At 64.8% G+C, this 17,134-nt stretch carries 14 protein-coding genes and 1 pseudogene; 1 reads left to right on the forward strand and 14 read right to left on the reverse strand.

The window, feature by feature from the left end:
• Window positions 1–248 precede the first annotated feature (248 nt).
• From arcC to arcD, 4 genes are all read right to left on the reverse strand, one after another.
• A complete protein-coding gene (gene arcC / locus ACYJSS_RS03330; protein ID WP_111260774.1) occupies window positions 249–1,178 on the reverse strand; it encodes a carbamate kinase in 930 nt (309 codons plus the stop codon).
• Between the two features lie 135 nt (window positions 1,179–1,313).
• Window positions 1,314–2,324, reverse strand: coding sequence for an ornithine carbamoyltransferase (locus ACYJSS_RS03335; protein WP_236204378.1), 1,011 nt, complete (start codon window positions 2,322–2,324; stop codon window positions 1,314–1,316).
• Window positions 2,325–2,432: 108 nt separating this feature from the next.
• Complete coding sequence (arcA, locus tag ACYJSS_RS03340) at window positions 2,433–3,683, reverse strand: arginine deiminase (RefSeq protein ID WP_111260772.1); 1,251 nt, start codon at window positions 3,681–3,683, stop codon at window positions 2,433–2,435.
• 18 nt (window positions 3,684–3,701) lie between these two features.
• On the reverse strand, window positions 3,702–5,129 hold the full coding sequence (gene arcD / locus ACYJSS_RS03345; protein ID WP_111260771.1) for an arginine-ornithine antiporter: 1,428 nt from the start codon (window positions 5,127–5,129) through the stop codon (window positions 3,702–3,704).
• Between the two features lie 387 nt (window positions 5,130–5,516).
• On the opposite strand from arcD, the pseudogene ACYJSS_RS03350 reads away from it, so the two are divergent.
• Window positions 5,517–5,855 (forward strand): annotated as a pseudogene (locus ACYJSS_RS03350) (DUF5064 family protein); the annotation flags it as partial.
• Window positions 5,856–6,150: 295 nt separating this feature from the next.
• Here the strand turns inward: ACYJSS_RS03350 and ACYJSS_RS03355 are convergent.
• From ACYJSS_RS03355 to ACYJSS_RS03400, 10 genes are all read right to left on the reverse strand, one after another.
• On the reverse strand, window positions 6,151–7,524 hold the full coding sequence (locus ACYJSS_RS03355) for a sigma-54-dependent transcriptional regulator (RefSeq protein WP_111260769.1): 1,374 nt from the start codon (window positions 7,522–7,524) through the stop codon (window positions 6,151–6,153).
• Entirely contained in the window at window positions 7,521–9,332 is a 1,812-nt protein-coding gene (locus ACYJSS_RS03360; RefSeq protein WP_111260768.1) for a sensor histidine kinase, read from the reverse strand. Before ACYJSS_RS03360 ends, ACYJSS_RS03355 begins: the two co-directional genes overlap by 4 nt.
• Before the next feature lie 48 nt (window positions 9,333–9,380).
• The gene (gene rfbD, locus ACYJSS_RS03365; RefSeq protein WP_111260767.1) at window positions 9,381–10,247 is read right to left on the reverse strand and encodes a dTDP-4-dehydrorhamnose reductase; all 867 of its coding nucleotides are present in this window, start codon (window positions 10,245–10,247) and stop codon (window positions 9,381–9,383) included.
• Window positions 10,244–10,789: a dTDP-4-dehydrorhamnose 3,5-epimerase gene (gene rfbC / locus ACYJSS_RS03370; RefSeq protein WP_111260766.1), complete on the reverse strand. Its 546-nt coding sequence runs from the start codon at window positions 10,787–10,789 to the stop codon at window positions 10,244–10,246. Before rfbC ends, rfbD begins: the two co-directional genes overlap by 4 nt.
• Window positions 10,786–11,658: a glucose-1-phosphate thymidylyltransferase RfbA gene (gene rfbA / locus ACYJSS_RS03375; RefSeq protein WP_236204377.1), complete on the reverse strand. Its 873-nt coding sequence runs from the start codon at window positions 11,656–11,658 to the stop codon at window positions 10,786–10,788. The genes rfbC and rfbA overlap by 4 nt, the downstream gene beginning before the upstream one ends.
• Complete coding sequence (gene rfbB, locus ACYJSS_RS03380; protein ID WP_111260764.1) at window positions 11,655–12,719, reverse strand: dTDP-glucose 4,6-dehydratase; 1,065 nt, start codon at window positions 12,717–12,719, stop codon at window positions 11,655–11,657. The genes rfbA and rfbB overlap by 4 nt, the downstream gene beginning before the upstream one ends.
• An 81-nt stretch (window positions 12,720–12,800) precedes the next feature.
• Window positions 12,801–13,766, reverse strand: coding sequence for a hypothetical protein (locus ACYJSS_RS03385; RefSeq protein ID WP_111260763.1), 966 nt, complete (start codon window positions 13,764–13,766; stop codon window positions 12,801–12,803).
• On the reverse strand, window positions 13,763–15,031 hold the full coding sequence (locus ACYJSS_RS03390; protein WP_111260762.1) for a rhamnan synthesis F family protein: 1,269 nt from the start codon (window positions 15,029–15,031) through the stop codon (window positions 13,763–13,765). Before ACYJSS_RS03390 ends, ACYJSS_RS03385 begins: the two co-directional genes overlap by 4 nt.
• 40 nt (window positions 15,032–15,071) lie before the next feature.
• Window positions 15,072–15,779, reverse strand: coding sequence for an ABC transporter ATP-binding protein (locus ACYJSS_RS03395; protein ID WP_111260761.1), 708 nt, complete (start codon window positions 15,777–15,779; stop codon window positions 15,072–15,074).
• Window positions 15,776–17,131: an ABC transporter permease gene (locus ACYJSS_RS03400; RefSeq protein WP_111260760.1), complete on the reverse strand. Its 1,356-nt coding sequence runs from the start codon at window positions 17,129–17,131 to the stop codon at window positions 15,776–15,778. Before ACYJSS_RS03400 ends, ACYJSS_RS03395 begins: the two co-directional genes overlap by 4 nt.
• Window positions 17,132–17,134 lie beyond the last annotated feature (3 nt).

Genomic DNA, 17,134 nt, shown 5'->3' on the forward strand with positions numbered 1-17,134 from the left:
CGAGCGCGGTGAAGAGGGGCCATGATGGCCGCAGGTGCGGCTGGCCAGGGGACGCGTCGGGGATGTCCGGCCACCGGGTACGAACCAGGTGGCAGCTCGAAAGATTCGAATGCCTAACCTGACGCGGCAGCTGACCGTCGAGTCACTTGAGGATTGATCGGTACTGCCCGTGTGCATGGGCGCCAGGTGTGGTCGCGAGGGCGGGCGGGAGGAACCGGGGCCGCTTGCACGGCCCCGTGGTTTGGGCTTCAGCGGTAGCTGATACCCGGGTTGGCGGTGCTGACGCGGGTGCCGGCCTTGCCCTGGACGATGGCTTCGATATCGGCGAGGGAGCCGATCACCGCGACGCGCCCGGTGTTGCGGGCGAATTCGCTGGCGGCCTGGACCTTGGGCCCCATGGAGCCGGCGGCGAAGCCGAGGCGTTCGAGCTCATCCGGGTGGGCTTCGGCGATGGCCTTCTGGGTCGGCTTGCCCCAGTCGATGTAGGCCGCGTCGACGTCGGTGGCGATCACCAGCAGGTCGCTCTCCAGCTGCTGGGCCAGCAGCGCGGAACACAGGTCCTTGTCGATCACCGCCTCGACGCCCTTGAGCTTGCCGTTGTCGTCATAGAGCGTGGGGATGCCGCCACCACCGGCGCAGATCACCACCGAGCCTTTTTCCAGCAGCCACTTCACCGGGCGGATCTCGAAGATCTGCTTGGGCCGGGGGCTGGCCACCACGCGGCGGAACTTGTCGCCGTCGGGGGCGATGGTCCAGCCTTTTTCTGCGGCCAGGCGCTCGGCTTCTTCCTTGGAGTACACCGGGCCGATGGGCTTGGTGGGTTTCTGGAAGGCCGGGTCCTTGGCGTCCACTTCCACCTGGGTGAGCAGCGTGGCGAAGGGCACCTCGAAGGGCAGCAGGTTGCCCAGTTCCTGTTCGATCATGTAGCCGATCATGCCCTCGGTCTCGGCGCCGAGGACGTCCAGCGGGTAGGTGCTGACCGCCGTGTAGGCGGCACCCTGGAGGGCCAGGAGGCCAACCTGGGGACCGTTGCCGTGGGCGACCACCAGTTCGTTGCCGGGCTGGATCTTGGCGATCTGCTCGGCGGCGATGCGCACGTTGATGCGCTGGTTCTCCGCGGTCATCGGCTCGCCACGACGCAGCAGGGCGTTGCCGCCCAATGCGACGACTATTCGCATGATTGTTCTCCTGTTGCGGTGGAGAGGGAGCGATAGGCTGCTCCTTCTCCGATATCAGGGACATTCCGGGAAGCCACAGGGGACGATGGCGCGCAACGCAGCCGACAAAGCCAGCGCCCCTGTGGCGACCTGGAGTCAGACGTCGGCGAGGGTCGAGACCAGGATCGCCTTGATGGTGTGCATGCGGTTTTCCGCCTGCTCGAAGGCGATGCAGGCCGGGGACTCGAACACGTCGTCGGTCACCTCGATGCCGTTGGCCAGGTGCGGATACTGCTCGGCGATCTGCTTGCCGACCTTGGTATCGCTGTTGTGGAAGGCCGGCAGGCAGTGCATGAACTTGGTCCGCGCGGTGCCGGAGGCCTTCATCATCTCGGCGTTGACCTGGTAGGGCAGCAGCTGCTTGATGCGCTCGCCCCAGGCTTCCACCGGCTCGCCCATGGAGACCCAGACGTCGGTGTGGATGAAGTCGACGCCCTTGACCGCCGCCTTGGGGTCTTCGGTGATGGTGATGCGCGCGCCGCTTTCCTCGGCGAATTGCTTGCACTGGGCGATGAAGTCGTCCTCCGGCCACAGCGCCTTGGGTGCGGCGATGCGCACGTCCATGCCCAGCTTGGCGCCGATCAGCAGCAGCGAGTTGCCCATGTTGTTGCGGGCATCGCCCAGGTAGGCGTAGCTGATGTCGTGCAGCGGCTTGTCGCTGTGCTCGCGCATGGTCAGCACGTCGGCGAGCATCTGGGTGGGGTGGTATTCGTCGGTCAGGCCGTTGAACACCGGGACGCCGGCGAACTTGGCCAGCTCTTCGACGATCTCCTGCTTGAAGCCGCGGTACTCGATGGCGTCGTACATGCGCCCGAGCACGCGGGCGGTGTCCTTCATGGTCTCCTTGTGGCCGATCTGCGAGGAGTTGGGGTCGATGTAGGTGACGTTGGCGCCCTGGTCGTAGGCGGCGACCTCGAAGGCGCAGCGGGTGCGGGTGGAGGTCTTCTCGAAGATCAGCGCGATGTTCTTGCGTTTCAGGTGCTGCTGTTCGGTGCCGGTGTACTTGGCGCGCTTCAGGTCGCGGGAGAGGTCCAGCAGGTAGCGCAGCTCGCGGGTGCTGTGGTGCATCAGGCTGAGCAGGTTGCGGTTGTGCATGTTGAAAGCCATGGTCTTTCTCCTTTTGGGCAGGTCGGAATCCAGGTCCCGTCAGAACAGCTCGTGGCTGGCGGGGCGGGCGGCCGCGGGTGGCGGCCGCCGGGGTTCGGCTTTTTGCTATCAGTAGTCGATCGGGTCGCGCAGGATCGGGCAGGTCATGCAGTGGCCACCGCCACGGCCGCGGCCGAGTTCGCTGGCGCTGATGGTCACCACCTCGACACCGGCCTTGCGCAGCTGGGTGTTGGTGTAGGTGTTGCGGTCATAGCCGACCACCACGCCGGGCTCCAGGCAGACGACGTTGTTGCCGTCGTCCCACTGCTCACGCTCGGCCTCGAAGCTGTCGCCGCCGGTCTGCACCACGCGCAGCTGCTTGAGCCCGAGGGACTCGGCGACCACGTCGATGAAGCTCTTCTCCTCGCGACGGATGTCGATGCCGTAGGGGCGGCTTTCGTCCGGGCGCAGGATGAAGGGGACGATCTCCTTGACCACTTCCGGGAAGACCGTGACCAGGTCGCGGTCGCAGAAGGTGAAGACGGTGTCCAGGTGCATGGCCGCGCGGGACTTCGGCAGGCCGGCGACCACCACCTTCTGTGCCGCGCCCTTGGCGAACAGCGACTGGGCCAGCTGGCCGATGGCCTGGCGCGAGGTGCGCTCGCCCATGCCGATGAGCACCACGCCGTTGCCGATGGGCATCACGTCGCCGCCTTCGAGGGTGGCGCTGCCGTGGTCCTGGTCGGGGTCGCCGTACCAGACTTCGAACTCGGCGTTGGTGAACTCGGGGTGGAACTTGTAGATGGCGGTGGTGAGCAGGGTTTCCTGGCGTCGCGCCGGCCAGTACATCGGGTTGAGCGTCACCCCGCCGTAGATCCAGCAGGTGGTGTCGCGGGTGAACTGGGTGTTGGGCAGCGGCGGCAGGATGAAGCTGGAGTGGCCCAGGTAGTCGCGGTACATCTTGACCGCGCTGACGCCCTCGCTGTCCGGCAGGTCGGAGCCTGCGACCCCGCCGATGAGGAACTCGGCGAGTTTGCGTGGCTCAAGACCCTCGAGCCAGGAGCGCACTTCGTTGGTCAGGCCGATGCCGACCTGGTTGGCGGTGATCTTGCGGTCGAGGATCCATTTCAGGGCCTCGGGGTTCTGCACGATGTCGGTGAGCAGGTTGTGCATCTCCATCACCTCGACGCCGCGCTCGCGCATCTTGGTGACGAAGTCGAAGTGGTCGCGCTTGGCCTGGTTGACCCAGATGACGTCATCGAACAGCAGCTCGTCGCAGTTGTTGGGGGTCAGGCGCATATGGGCCAGACCAGGCGAGCAGACCATCACCTTATGCAGTTTGCCGGCTTCGGAATGAACGCCGAGTTTGACTTTGGACATGGCAGGTCTCCTTACGAGTTACAGAGTCAGGAAGCCGTCGTAGAGGCCGTAGGCCGCCACGAGCGCGCCGATGACCACGGCGGCGAAGATCAGCTTCTCAACGTTGGTGAAGATGGGTTGGCCGAGCTCGTGCTTGGCCTTGGCGAAGAGGATCGCGCCAGGGGCGTAGAGCAGGGCCGAGAGCAGCAGGTACTTCACGCCGCCGGCGTAGAGCAGCCACACGGCGTAGACCAGGGCGACGGCGGCGATGGCCAGGTCCTTGTTGCGGTCGCGGCCGTCCGTCTCGTAGGTCTCGCCACGGATCGGCAGCAGCAGGGCGTAGGCGGCGGACCAGAAGTAGGGCACCAGGATCATCGAGGTCGCCAGGTAGATCAGCGACAGGTAGGTGCTGGCGCTGAACAGCGTGACGATGAGGAACAGCTGGACCATGGCGTTGGTCAGCCACAGGGCGTTGGCCGGCACATGGTTGGCGTTCTCGCGACGGAGGAACTCCGGCATCGTGTGGTCCTTGGCGGCGGCGAAGAGGATCTCCGCGCACAGCAGCACCCAGGACAGCAGGGCACCGACCAGGGAGATGATCAGGCCGACGCTGATCAGCACCGCGCCCCAGTGGCCGACCACGTGCTCCAGCACCGCCGCCATGGACGGGTTCTGCAGCTTGGCCAGTTCAGGCTGGGTCATGATGCCGAGCGACAGCACGTTCACCAGCACCAGCAACAGCAGCACGGTGACGAAGCCGATGATGGTGGCCTTGCCGACATCGCTGCGCTTCTCGGCGCGGGCGGAGAAGATGCTCGCGCCCTCGATGCCGATGAACACCCAGACGGTGACCAGCATCATGTTGCGCACCTGGTTCATCACGCTGCCGAGCTCGGGGTTCATCGAGCCCCAGATGTCGGCGGTGAAGATGTCCAGCTTGAAGGCGAACAGGCAGATGAGGATGAACAGGAACAGCGGCACGATCTTGGCGACCGTGGTCACCAGGTTGATGAAGGCTGCCTCCTTGATCCCGCGCAGCACCAGGAAATGCACGGCCCAGAGCACCACCGAGGCACCGATGATGGCCGCCGGGGTGTTGCCCTCGCCGAAGATCGGGAAGAAGTAGCCGAGGGTGCTGAACAGCAGGACGAAGTAGCCGACGTTGCCCAGCCAGGCGCTGATCCAGTAGCCCCAGGCCGAGGAGAAACCCATGTAGTCGCCGAAGCCGGCCTTGGCATAGGCGTACACGCCGCCGTCGAGATCGGGCTTGCGATTGGCCAGGGTCTGGAAGACGAAGGCCAGGGTCAGCATGCCGACGGCGGTGATGCCCCAGCCGATGAGGATGGCACCGACATCGGCACTGGCTGCCATGTTCTGCGGCAGCGAGAAGATACCGCCGCCGACCATGGAGCCAACTACCAGCGCCACCAAAGCGCCTAGTCGGAGTTTTTGGGTGGAGTCTGACATCTTGCACCTCCAGTAGGAGTAGGAACTGTGCTTAGTTGGCTCTTCCTTTCGGGGAAGAGTTATGACGTAGGTCAATAGCTAGCTATCAATCCGCGCGGGACAATTTCCTTACAGATTTCGGAGGGGGCGTGGCGGCTTCGGAGGCATGCTCGGAATGAGCAGAATAGGGGGTCGGCAAGCCATCCCAGGCGGCGCCCAGTTCAAACTAGTTGGTTTTTGTGACAGTTCAAGCTGTAAGAATTTGTTGTAAGAAACATGGCCAAATGCCATTTGCTTATATTGGAATTATTCAAGTTTCACTTGATTTCGAATGGATATAAGCCAACTAACTTGGAAGTTTCCTACATCAACTTTCCATAAGGTGGATGGAGCACGTTTCGACCTGGGCACCTGGCCGTCAGACGGGCCAGGGCAGGGCGCTGCCCTGGCTGTCTCGTCGACATGGAATACCAGCTCCGGCAGCGTGATCGCGAAACCTACGTGCACGTCGACCTGCGAGGCGAGGTGACCGGGCGCGGTCTCCATGAACGCTTCGCGTTGCATGGCGATGTCGCCTACAACGTGCTGCAGAGCGCCTGCCGGCGCCTGCGACGGCATGGATTTGCGGATCACTGCGGGCATGCGTGGGATTACGAGCGGGTCTTCGCCGACCTGCGCAGGCAATTGCACGCTGCGCCGGGAATGCCGGTGGACCTCGCGCGCTTTCTTCTCGACAGGTCGCTTTGACCGGGTAGATACGACGAACCCGGCGCGAGGGCCGGGTTCGACGTGGAAGACGACGGGCTGATGGTCCGCCGCCTGCCGCCAGGGCCGGGGAGGACCGAGGCTGCGCTGGGGAAAGAAACCCGGTGGCGGCTTGTGGCCGCTGCGGGCAGGCGTCCCGGGGAGGCGGGATGCCCTGGTTCAATGCCTTGGCATTGAGATGCGGTGTACGGAGCAAGGCCTGTGCCAGTGCCGGTGGGCGCCGGGATTGCTGGCTTCGGCCCGGGGAGCGGCTCCGATCTGAGCGGAAGTCCGCCTATCAGTCCTGCTCGTCGGCGGGATTTCCGCCACCGAAGCTGAGGTTGTGCTTGCGCAGCTTGTCCGACAGCGTCTTGCGCGGCAGGCCCAGGGCCTCGGCGAGACTGCGCATGGAGTTGTGCGGGTTGGCCAGCTCCGCGAGGATCAGCGCCCGCTCGAAGGCTTCCACCTGCTCGCTCAGGCCGCCGCTGCTGCTGGGCAGTTCCGGCGCACCGTTGTCCAGGGCCAGGTCGAGGCCGAGGGCGAAGCGCTCGCTGGCGTTCTGCAGTTCGCGCACGTTGCCGGGCCAATCGTGGGTCAGCAGCAGGGCACGCTGCGAGCTGTCCAGCGTGCGCGGCTGGCTGCCGTGGCGCGCGGCGGCGGCTTCGGCGAAGTGCTGGAACAGCAGGAGGATGTCCTCGCCGCGTTCACGCAGCGGCGGGATGCGCAGGCTGGCGACGTTGAGGCGGTAGTAGAGGTCGGCACGGAAGCGGCCCTGGTCGGCGGCCTGGCGCAGGTCTTCCTTGGTGGCGGCGATGACGCGGATATCCAGCGGGATCAGCTGGTTGGCACCGAGCCGTTCGACCACGCGCTCCTGCAACAGGCGCAGCAGCTTGACCTGCACGTCGGGGCTCATGCTCTCGATCTCGTCGAGGAATACGGTGCCGCCGTTGGCGTACTCGAACTTGCCGATGCGGCGCTTCTGCGCGCCGGTGAAGGCGCCCTGTTCGTGGCCGAAGAGCTCGCTCTCCACCACCGACTCCGCCAGGGCGCCGGCGTTGATGGCGACGAAGGGGCCGTCGCGGCGCGCGGACAGGTCGTGCAGCGCGCGGGCCACCACCTCCTTGCCGGCGCCGGTCTCGCCGAGGATCAGCACGTCGGCGCTGGTGCCGGCGAGGGCTCCGATCTGCTCGCGCAGGCGCTGGGCAGCGGTCGACTGGCCCACCAGGCGGCCGCTGAGCTGCTGGCGGTCGGAGAGGGCCAGGCGCAGGCTGCGGTTCTCCAGCACCAGGCGGCGCAGGTCGAGGGCGCGGCGCACGCTGTCGAGCAGGTCTTCGCTGGCGAAGGGCTTCTCCAGGAAGTCATAGGCACCGGCGCGCATGGCCTGCACGGCCAGGGGTACGTCGCCGTGGCCGGTGATCAGCAGCACGGGCAGCTGGGGGTCGCGTTCGTGAAGCTGGCGCAGCAGTTCGAGGCCGTCGACACCGGGCATGCGGATGTCGCTGACCACCACGCCCGGCCAGTCGGCGGGCAGGTTCGCGGCCAGGCCCTTGGCGTCGCCCAGGGTGGCGACCTTGAGGCCGGCGAGGTCGAGGGTCTGGCTCAGGGCCTGGCGCAGGTGCGGGTCGTCATCGACCAGCAGGACCTGGGTGCCGGCTTCGAGTGGCTGGGTCATGCGGAATGGTCCTCGGGTGAGAGGGGGTTGGCGCCGGGGATGGCCGAGCGCAGGTGCAGGGTCAGCAGGGCGCCGCCTTCGGGGTGGTTGGCCAGCAGCAGTTCGCCGCCGAGGGCACGGATCAGGCTGTCGCAGATGGCCAGGCCGAGGCCCAGGCCCTGGGCACTGGTTTTGGTGGTGAAGAAGGGCTCGCGCGCGCGCTGCAGGGCTTCGCGGCTGAAGCCCGGGCCGTTGTCGCGCAGGGTCAGGGTCACGCCTTCGGCATGGGCTTCGGCGCTGAGCCAGATACGCCGGGGCTGCGGCTTCTCGCCCAGGGCGTCGAGGGCGTTGGCCAGCAGGTTGCCGAGCACCTGGCGCAGGCGGGTTTCACCGGCCTGGACCCAGAGCTGGGCCTCGGGCATGTCGCGGATCAGTTCCACCTCCATCGCCCGGCGACGCTTGGCCAGCAGCGCCAGGGCATCGTCGAGCGCCGGTTGCAGGGCGACGTTCTCCGGTGCGTGGCGGTCTCGCCGGGCGAAGGCGCGCAGGTGGGCGATGATCGAGGCCATGCGTCCGGTCAGCTCGCTGATCTGCCGCAGGTTGCCGCGGGCATCGTCATAGCGCCCGTGGTCCAGCAGCACGCCGGCGTTGTCGGCGTAGCTGCGGATGGCGGCCAGCGGCTGGTTGAGTTCGTGGCTGATGCTCGCGGACATGGTGCCGAGGGCGGAGAGCTTGCCGGCCTGCACCACTTCGTCCTGAGCGCGCACCAGCTCCTGCTGGGCCTGTTCGCGCTCCAGCACCTCGACCTTGAGTCGGCTGTTGAGGGCTTCGAGGTCCTGGGTGCGCTCCTGCACGCGCTGCTCCAGTTCGCGGCGGGCACGGGTGTCCAGGGCGATGCGGTCGAGGTAGTGGCGGCGGCGCTGCATCATCAGGCCGAGCAGCAGCAGCAGGGCGAGCAGGGTGGCGGCGGCGATGGCGTCGGTGGTACGCACCTGGCGGTCGACCAGGACCTGCGGCGCGAGGATGCTCACCGTCCAGCCGGTTTCACGGAGCTCGCGGCTCTGGGTGATCCACTCGCCGGGGCGCAGGCGGATGGGCTCGGGGGACTGGGTCGGGTAGGGCTGGTTGGCGGCGATGGCTGCGCGTTCGGCGTTGTCCAGCTCACGGGTGGCATGGAAGCGCCACTGCGGGCGCGAGGTGATGATCGCGACGCCGTTGGAGTCCGTCACCAGCAGCTGTTCCGGGGTATTGCCCCAGAGCGATTCGGCATCGTCCAGATCGACCTTGACGACCAGTATGCCGATCACCGCCTGGCCCTCGCGCACGGGACTTGCGTAGAAGTAACCGCGCTTGCCGGAGGTGGTGCCGAGGCCGAAGAAGCGCCCCTGACGGCCCTGCAGCGCCTCGCGGTAATAGGGACGGAAGGCGAAGTCGCGGCCGATGAAGCTGTCCGCCTTGTCCCAGTTGGAGGAACTGAGGGTGATGCCCTGGGGATTCATCAGGTAGATGACGTCGGCACCGGTCTCCTCGCGCACCTCGCTCAGCAACCGGTTGGCGGCTTCCAGGCGCGTCGGGTCGTGCGGCTCGGCCAGCTGGCTGCGCAGGGCGGGCAGGTCGGCGAGGATCGGCGGCAGTACTTCGAAGCGACGCAGGGTGCCCAGCAGGTTGGCGACGTAGAGGTCGAGGGTCTGCCGGTTCTGCTCGGCAAGGGCCTGGTTGTAGTAGCGCTCGGCCAGGTGGTGGGCCGGCCACAGCAAGGGCGCCAGGACCAGGGCCAGCAGGACGAGGCTGCGCCAGCGGGGGCGATAGGGGAGGGCGTTGGCGGTCATGGGTGTCGGAATGCGCCGGGGATGCGGCGCATTATGACACCGGCGGACTCAGCGAGGGTGACGCAGGCACTCGTCCAGGCCCTGGCGCCAGTCGGGCAGGGCGACGTCCCAGTCGCGCAGCAGCTTGCTGCCGTCCATCCGCGAGTTGAGTGGCCGCTGGGCCGGCGTCGGGTAGGCGCTGCTGGGGATGGGCTCCAGGCGGGCGCTGGGCTTGTCCTCGGCCTTGAGCGCGTCGGCGATGGCGCTGGCGAAGCCGAACCAGGAGGTCTCGCCGCCGGCGCTGAAGTGATAGGTGCCCCAGGCCTGGCGGCCGTCCTGCCAGCGCTGGATCAGCGTGGCGGTAGCGGCGGCGATGTGGCCGGCCCAGGTGGGTGCGCCGATCTGGTCGTCCACCACGCGCAGGTGTTCGCGCTCCTGCAGCAGGCGCTGCATGGTGAGCAGGAAGTTGCGCCCGTGCAGGGAGTAGACCCAACTGGTGCGCAGGATCAGGTGCGCACCGCCCACCGCGCGGATCGCCTCTTCCCCGGCCAGCTTGCTGCGGCCGTAGACGCCCAGCGGGTTGGTTGGGTCGTCCTCGTCATAAGGGGCGGGCTTGCTGCCGTCGAAGACGTAGTCGGTGGAGTAGTGGATCAGCGGCGCGCCCAGGGCGGCGGCTTCTTCGGCCAGCACGCCGGGGGCGCTGGCATTCAGGGCGAAGGCGGCCTGGGGCTCGCTCTCGGCCTGGTCCACGGCGGTGTGGGCGGCGGCGTTGATGATCAGGTCGGGGCGCTCGGCGCGGACCCGCTGGCGGATGGCCTCGCTGTCGGCAAGATCGAGGCGGTCGCGGCCCAGGACCAGCAGTTCGGCCCGGTCGGCGAGAGCCAGTTGCAGTTCGCGGGCGACCTGGCCGTTGTGGCCGGTGATGAGGATCTTCATGGGAATACGTCGGCCTCTGCGAGGCTCAGGCCGGCCTGGTCCTTGGCGGAGAGCTGGGGCGCTTCGCTCAGTTGCCAGTCGATGGCCAGCGTCGGGTCGTCCCAGCGGATGCAGCGCTCGTGGGCCGGGGCGTAGTAGTCGGTGGTCTTGTAGAGGAACTCCGCGAACTCGCTGAGCACCACGAAGCCGTGGGCGAAGCCTTCCGGGATCCAGAGCTGGCGCTTGTTCTCGGCAGACAGGTGCACGGAGACCCAGCGGCCAAAGTTCGGCGAGCTGCGGCGCACGTCGACAGCGACGTCGAGCACCTCGCCGGCTGTGACCCGCACCAGCTTGCCCTGGGCCTGTTGCAGCTGGTAGTGCAGGCCCCGCAGCACGCCCTTCTGCGAGCGCGAGTGGTTGTCCTGGACGAACTCCCGCTTGAGGCCGGTGGCCTCTTCGAAGGCCCGGGCGTTGAAGCTCTCGAAGAAGAAGCCGCGCTCGTCGCCGAAGACGCGGGGTTCGAGGATCAGCATCTCCGGCAGTTCGGTGGCGATGGCCTTCATGCCAGTTCCCCTGCCAGCTTGTAGAGGTATTGGCCGTAGCCGGTCTTGCCGAAGGCCTTGGCGCGTTCCAGCAGCAGCGCCTTGTCGATCCAACCGTTCTGGAAGGCGATCTCTTCCAGGCAGGCGACCTTGAGGCCCTGGCGGTGCTCGATGGTCTGCACGTACTGGGAGGCTTCGAGCAGGCTGTCATGGGTGCCGGTGTCGAGCCAGGCGAAGCCGCGGCCGAGCTTCTCGACACGCAGGTCACCACGTTGCAGGTAGGCGTTGTTGACGTCGGTGATTTCCAGCTCGCCGCGGGGGGAGGGCTTAACCGCCTTGGCGATGTCGATGACGTCGTTGTCGTAGAAGTACAGTCCGGTGACGGCGTAGCTGGACTTGGGCTTGGCGGGTTTTTCCTCGATGGATATGGCCTGGCCCTGGGCATCGAACTCGATGACGCCGAAGCGCTCCGGGTCGTTGACCCAGTAGCCGAACACGGTCGCGCCTTTGCTGCCTTCGGCCGCGCGCTTGAGCTTTTCGGTGAAGTGCTGGCCGTGGAAGATGTTGTCGCCGAGGATCAGGCAGACCGGGTCTCCGCCGATGAATTCCTCGCCGATCAGGAAGGCCTGGGCGAGGCCATCCGGTGAAGGCTGCTCGGCGTAGCTTAGGCGCACGCCGAACTGGCTGCCGTCACCCAGCAGGTTGCGGTACTGGGGCAGGTCCTGGGGGGTTGAGATGATCAGGATCTCGCGGATGCCGGCGAGCATCAGCACGGAGATGGGGTAGTAGATCATCGGCTTGTCGTAGATCGGCAGCAGCTGCTTGGACACGCCGAGGGTGATGGGGTGCAGGCGGGTGCCGGAGCCCCCGGCGAGGATGATGCCTTTCATGCTTGGGCTCCCAGGCGTTCGCGTTGGTAGCTGCCGTCCTGTACGCGGCGGCACCACTCCAGGTTGTCGAGGTACCACTGCACCGTCTTGCGCAGGCCGGTCTCGAAGGTTTCTTGAGGCCTCCAGCCCAGCTCGCGTTCGATCTTGCCGGCGTCGATGGCGTAGCGCAGGTCGTGCCCCGGGCGGTCTTTCACATGGGTGATCAGCTCCTCGAAGCGGGAGACGCCCTGGGGCTTGGCGGGTGCGAGCTCTTCCAGCAGCGCACAGATGCCGCGCACCACATCGATGTTCTTCTGCTCGTTATGGCCGCCGACGTTGTAGGTCTCGCCGACCACTCCACGGGTGACGACTTCGACCAGGGCGCGGGCGTGGTCCTCGACGAACAGCCAGTCGCGCACCTGCAGGCCGTCGCCATAGACCGGCAGCGGCTTGCCTTCGAGGGCATTGAGGATCATCAGCGGGATCAGCTTCTCGGGGAAGTGATAGGGGCCGTAGTTGTTGGAGCAGTTGGTCAGCAGCACCGGCAGGCCGTAGGTGCGGTTCCAGGCGCGGACGAGGTGATCGGACGCCGCCTTGCTCGCCGAGTAGGGCGAGCTGGGCGCATAGGGCGTGGTCTCGGTGAACAGGTCGTCCACGCCATGCAGGTCGCCATACACCTCGTCGGTGGAGATGTGATGGAAGCGGAAGGCGGCCTTGCGCTCGGCATCCAGTCCGGACCAGTAAGCGCGGGTGCTTTCCAGCAGCGCATAGGTACCGACGATGTTGGTCTGGATGAATTCGGCCGGGCCGTCGATGGAGCGGTCGACATGGGACTCGGCCGCCAGGTGCATGATGGCGTCGGGCTGGAAGCGCTGCAGGGCGGCGCCTACGACGGCGCTGTCGGCGATATCGGCCTTGAGGAACTGGTAGCGGGGGTTGTCCGCGACGCTGGTCAGGGACTCGAGGTTGCCGGCATAGGTCAGCTTGTCGAGGTTGAGGACTTCGTGATCGGTGTGGACCAGCAGATGCCGGACGAGTGCGGAGCCAATGAAGCCGGCTCCGCCGGTGATGAGGATGCGCATGTTCGAATCCGGAAAAATGAAACGATTATATCCAGCGTGGCGGTGGACTCTCCAGGGTTCATCCAACGCATGCACGGTAATTCAGATCAGTCGGCTTTTCTCATAGAAATCGAAGGCTTCCTGCATGTAGCGGCTATTGCCCAGGTTGAAGCCGAGTCCTGAATCGGAAGTTCTGGCCGCTCGCTTCAGCAGCTCGAAGAAGAGCGCGGCGACAACCGGAAAACCCGACAGCAGTTCGATGTTCCGGGTGAGGAATATATCCAGTGCATCGTCCGTGGACAGCTGGAAGGTCTTCATGCCCCCCCAATAAAGCAACTGATGGGTAGTGACACACTCTGCAGCGGGTCTGCTCTGGCTGACAAAAAGGCAACTCCTGGTCTGCTGCATCTTTTCCGCCGTCAGGAAGTTCGATGCCGCGAGGGCGGCCAGTCGCTGCTCCTGGGGGCCATAGTCGGCGAGTGTGTCCAGTATCGACCAGAGGTAACGGGCGTCCAGAAAGCCCAGCAGAACACTTAGATAGCGCTCTGTGAATGCCGTGAAGGCAGCCAGGTCGCTATCCTTCGCCTCATAGTCGATGCCGCTGAAGCGCCCTCGCCAGCCCTGGCCGCGCTTGCCCCTGCGCAACCGGATCATCAAGCTCTTGTAGGCCTCCAGATCAGAGCCCTTGGCAAGGATCTGCTCGGTGCTGGCGCGCAGATACTGCGGGTCGTCCCTGGGTAGCAGTTCGAAGTGGATGAAGGTGTTCAGCAGTGCTGTGTGGTCGCCGTAGAGCCGGAGGAACTCTCGCTGGCCATCGGTGGTTCTGAGTACCACCTTGTAGATGTTCCCGGGGGCTATGCCGTATTCGGCGGCGTGGAATGCGAACCCGCAGTGCCCCGTTTCGTGCAGGCGTGCCGCGAGTACGTCGGGCCTGTTCAAGGTGCAAGGTACGGCCCCGAGGAACTGGTCATGGTGATGGAGTTCAGCCCTGACCGGCTGCGCACAGGACGCCCAGCCAGAAAGCGCCGGGGTCCTCAGATTGATGTCGACCGAGCACCTGAACGTCATATCAGGCCCCTGTAGAACGCTGCTCGTCGCCAACCCGAAAGTGCCTGTCCGCCGAACGGCCGGCCATACATGGTGCGCCGGAAATGCTCGCGCTGATTGGGGTCGAGGCTATTGGCCAGGTTCTCGATGTCTCGTGGGTTGAAGATGCCGCGGTAGAGACCATCCATCTTGATCAGCGGAAGGCCCATCGCATGGAGGAAGGCATTGTTCTGGTGAATTTGCGAGCCCACCGAGAAGCAATCGAGGAAGCCTGCAAGGAGTTCGGCCCTCACCTCCTGCTGGATGCGTGCCCTATCCTCGCTTTCATTGCTGAGTGAATTGCAGAGTGCCTCCACGAACTGCGTCACGGTGCCTGAGAAGAATACGTCGACGCTCTTCATGTCCGTCAGTCGGGTGGTGGCGGGGGTGGTGCTCAGGAGTTGGGTGGTGTTGTACAGATACCTGGATGTGATCCGTACTGCGGCATCCCCAAGGGAGAAGGTCCTCCAGGACACCAGTTTGGAGTTGCGGGTCAGCTCGACCATCTTCTCGAGCAATCCATCGTCGTCCCGCAGCGCATGGGCGGCTCGCGTCGTGTCGTACAGGGCCCGAAAATGCTCCGCTGAGCGAGCGGCCTTGCGCAGGTGGCGTGACAGGGCCATTTCGCCACGCTTGATCACGAGAGGTCGTACGTCGCTGCAGCGGTATCGCTTCCAGAACCCTCGTATGCCTTTGCTTCTCAGCACTTCGCCGCTCATGGCGATGCAGAACGAGCCGAGGTGGTGCTCGATCTCATGGTTCTCGGTCGCACCCAGGACATCGCAACTCGACTCGAACATTTCCTGCAGGAAGCTTTTGCAGTGCTTGGTGCTGAAATAGATGCTGTCATTGACCATCAGCAGCCTTGGGCAGCTGTCGGCCATGGCGGACTCATAGAGAAACTCGAAGCCGGTCTTGTAGCTGCCGAAATCGCGACCGAAGTTGCGCCGTTCAATGTAGCAATCGATCAGATGCCGGTAATCCTTGGGGCTATCCAGTTTCAGGGTGTTGACGCAGAGCGTGTAGATACCCAACTCCTTGGCAGCTTCAAGAAGTTGGATGACGTCGTCTCTCAACCGACCCTTCTCGTACAAGGCCAGCAGCATCAGCTTCTGGCCCTGGTAAGGGGCCGTGAAGATGCCCCGCTCTCTGGAGCCGAGATTGCCGACGCCATTCTTCAACGACTGGAGCCAGAGATAGAAGTACGCGGCCCGGTAGGTCGCCTCGGTTCTGATCCTTTTCAACATGGGAGTCTCATCATTCGTGGGGTTCGTACTGCAGAACGGCTCAGGTCTTGGGGGGCTTGCGTTCAAGGAGGGACTCGTAGAGGTCCAGAACCTGGGTCACCGAGGTGCCCTCGATGATCTGTCCGTCTTCGAGGATCACGCAGCGATCGCAGACCTTTTCCACCTGTACTCGGGAGTGGGAAACCATGACTACCGTCTGGCCCAAGGCGATCTTTTGCATCATGGTGCGCTCGGCCTTGCGGCGGAATTGGGCATCACCAACGCTGAGGACTTCGTCCACGAGCAGAACGTCGGGATTGAGGATGGTGCTTATGGAAAAGCCCAACCTGGCTGCCATGCCCGTCGAATAGGTGCGCAGGGGCTCTTCGAAGTACCGGCCCAGCTCGGAGTACGTTTTGACCTCTTCCAGGCGCGCTTTCACCTCTGCCTGGGGATGGCCTAGCAGCATGCCGCCAAACAGGGCGTTGTCGCGTCCACTCAGGTTTCCGTCGAAGCCTGATTGCAAGGCGAGGAGAGCAACCGAGACTCCATGGTTAACCAGGGAGCCCCTATCCGGGCGAAGGGCTCCCGATAGTATTTTCAGCAAAGTGGACTTGCCCGAACCGTTGCGTCCGAGGATGCCAAGCGTCTCTCCAGCCGAAACCCTGAGGTTCACCGAGCGAAGTGGCTCGGCAAAGTCACCCTTCGTGCCTTTGAGACGGAAGCGTACGCCGACCTGATGAAGTGAAAGCACCGTACCCTTGCTCATTCCATACCCCGTCTGGCGAAGCGGTCGCGATAGCGGGTGAAAACGATCCCCGTGGCGATAAGCAGCAGCGTGGAGGCTATGAGCAGATAGAGAATGCCTGCCATGTCCATGCTGCCGTTCCCCAGCAGTGCCTGGCGATAGAGCGCGATGAGGTGCAGCAATGGATTGCAGGCTATTAGGTCGGCGAAGCGCCCGCTCAGGTTGCGTGGGTCGTAGACCACTCCGGAGAGGAACATCAGGAGCGTCAGCCCCGTGCCCACGAGGTTCGACAGGTCGCGGATGAAGGGAATGATGGCGGCCACCAGCAGGCCCACCGCGCAGGTGAACATGAGTTGCAGGGCGAGCAGCAACGGCAACATGAGCAGGCCGCTTCCGGTCTTCAAGTGCCCGGTAACCAGCAGCAGAACCAGTAGCAGGGCAAAGGCAGGCAATTGTTTGAGGCTGGTCTGGAGTATCCCAACCAGTGGGAAAAACGCCGGAGAGATGCCTGTGTTCAGTAACAGTGTCTGTCCCCCCAGGATGCTGTTGCTGCTGGCAGTGATCGCCTTGGCGAACCACATCCAGGGCAGCAATCCAGTAAGGAGGAACGTGCCGTAACCTTCACGCCCGGCATGCAGCAGGCTGCCGAAGAGGAAGTAATAGACCAGCAGGTGCAGCAGGGGCTCCACGACCACCCAAGCGAGGTTCAGTCGGGTACGGGATGATTCCGATTTCAGGTTCAGCAGGGCACGGGTCCATATCAGTTGCAGGAAGTGAACGCCGGGTTGCTGTTTCGAGGTGCTTATCGAGGGTGGAGGCTGGGTGCCGTATTCGGCCATCAGGCGATAGCGCCTGGCCTCGGAAAGATTTCCCAGGCGACGATGCAGAGAAGAGAGGCGCTCCAGCGCCTCAGGAGCATCCGGATTCATCAGGTGCTGCTCTTGCCAGCAGGCGACGGCTCGATGAACGTGCCCCGATTGCTCTGCCATTTCGGCGATAGCGGCCAGAGCACCTGACCGGTCCTGGTCTCGCTCCATCACCTCCTGGGTGAAGGCGTCGACCTGTTCCGGACTGCCTGCCTTCATCGCCCACTCGGCAGAGGCCAGCCAGGTGCGCAGATGATCGGGGAACATGCCACGTGCTTCCGCCAAGAGGCTTCCAGCCTTGCCTGGCTCACCTATGGCCATATGGCTCATGGCCCCCTGCAACCAGGGAGCGGGATGCCCGGCATAGTGCGTGCGAAAGACTTTCCAGAGGGCAGAGGCCTCTTTCCAGCGGCCCTCGGACATCAGCCGATTGCCTTCGGCGAAGGCTGTGGCCGGGGGGAGCCGAGGTGTGGCTGGAGTATCGACGATGCTGCAATTGCGGGTCATGGC

Source organism: Pseudomonas sp. No.21, assembly GCF_054558415.1.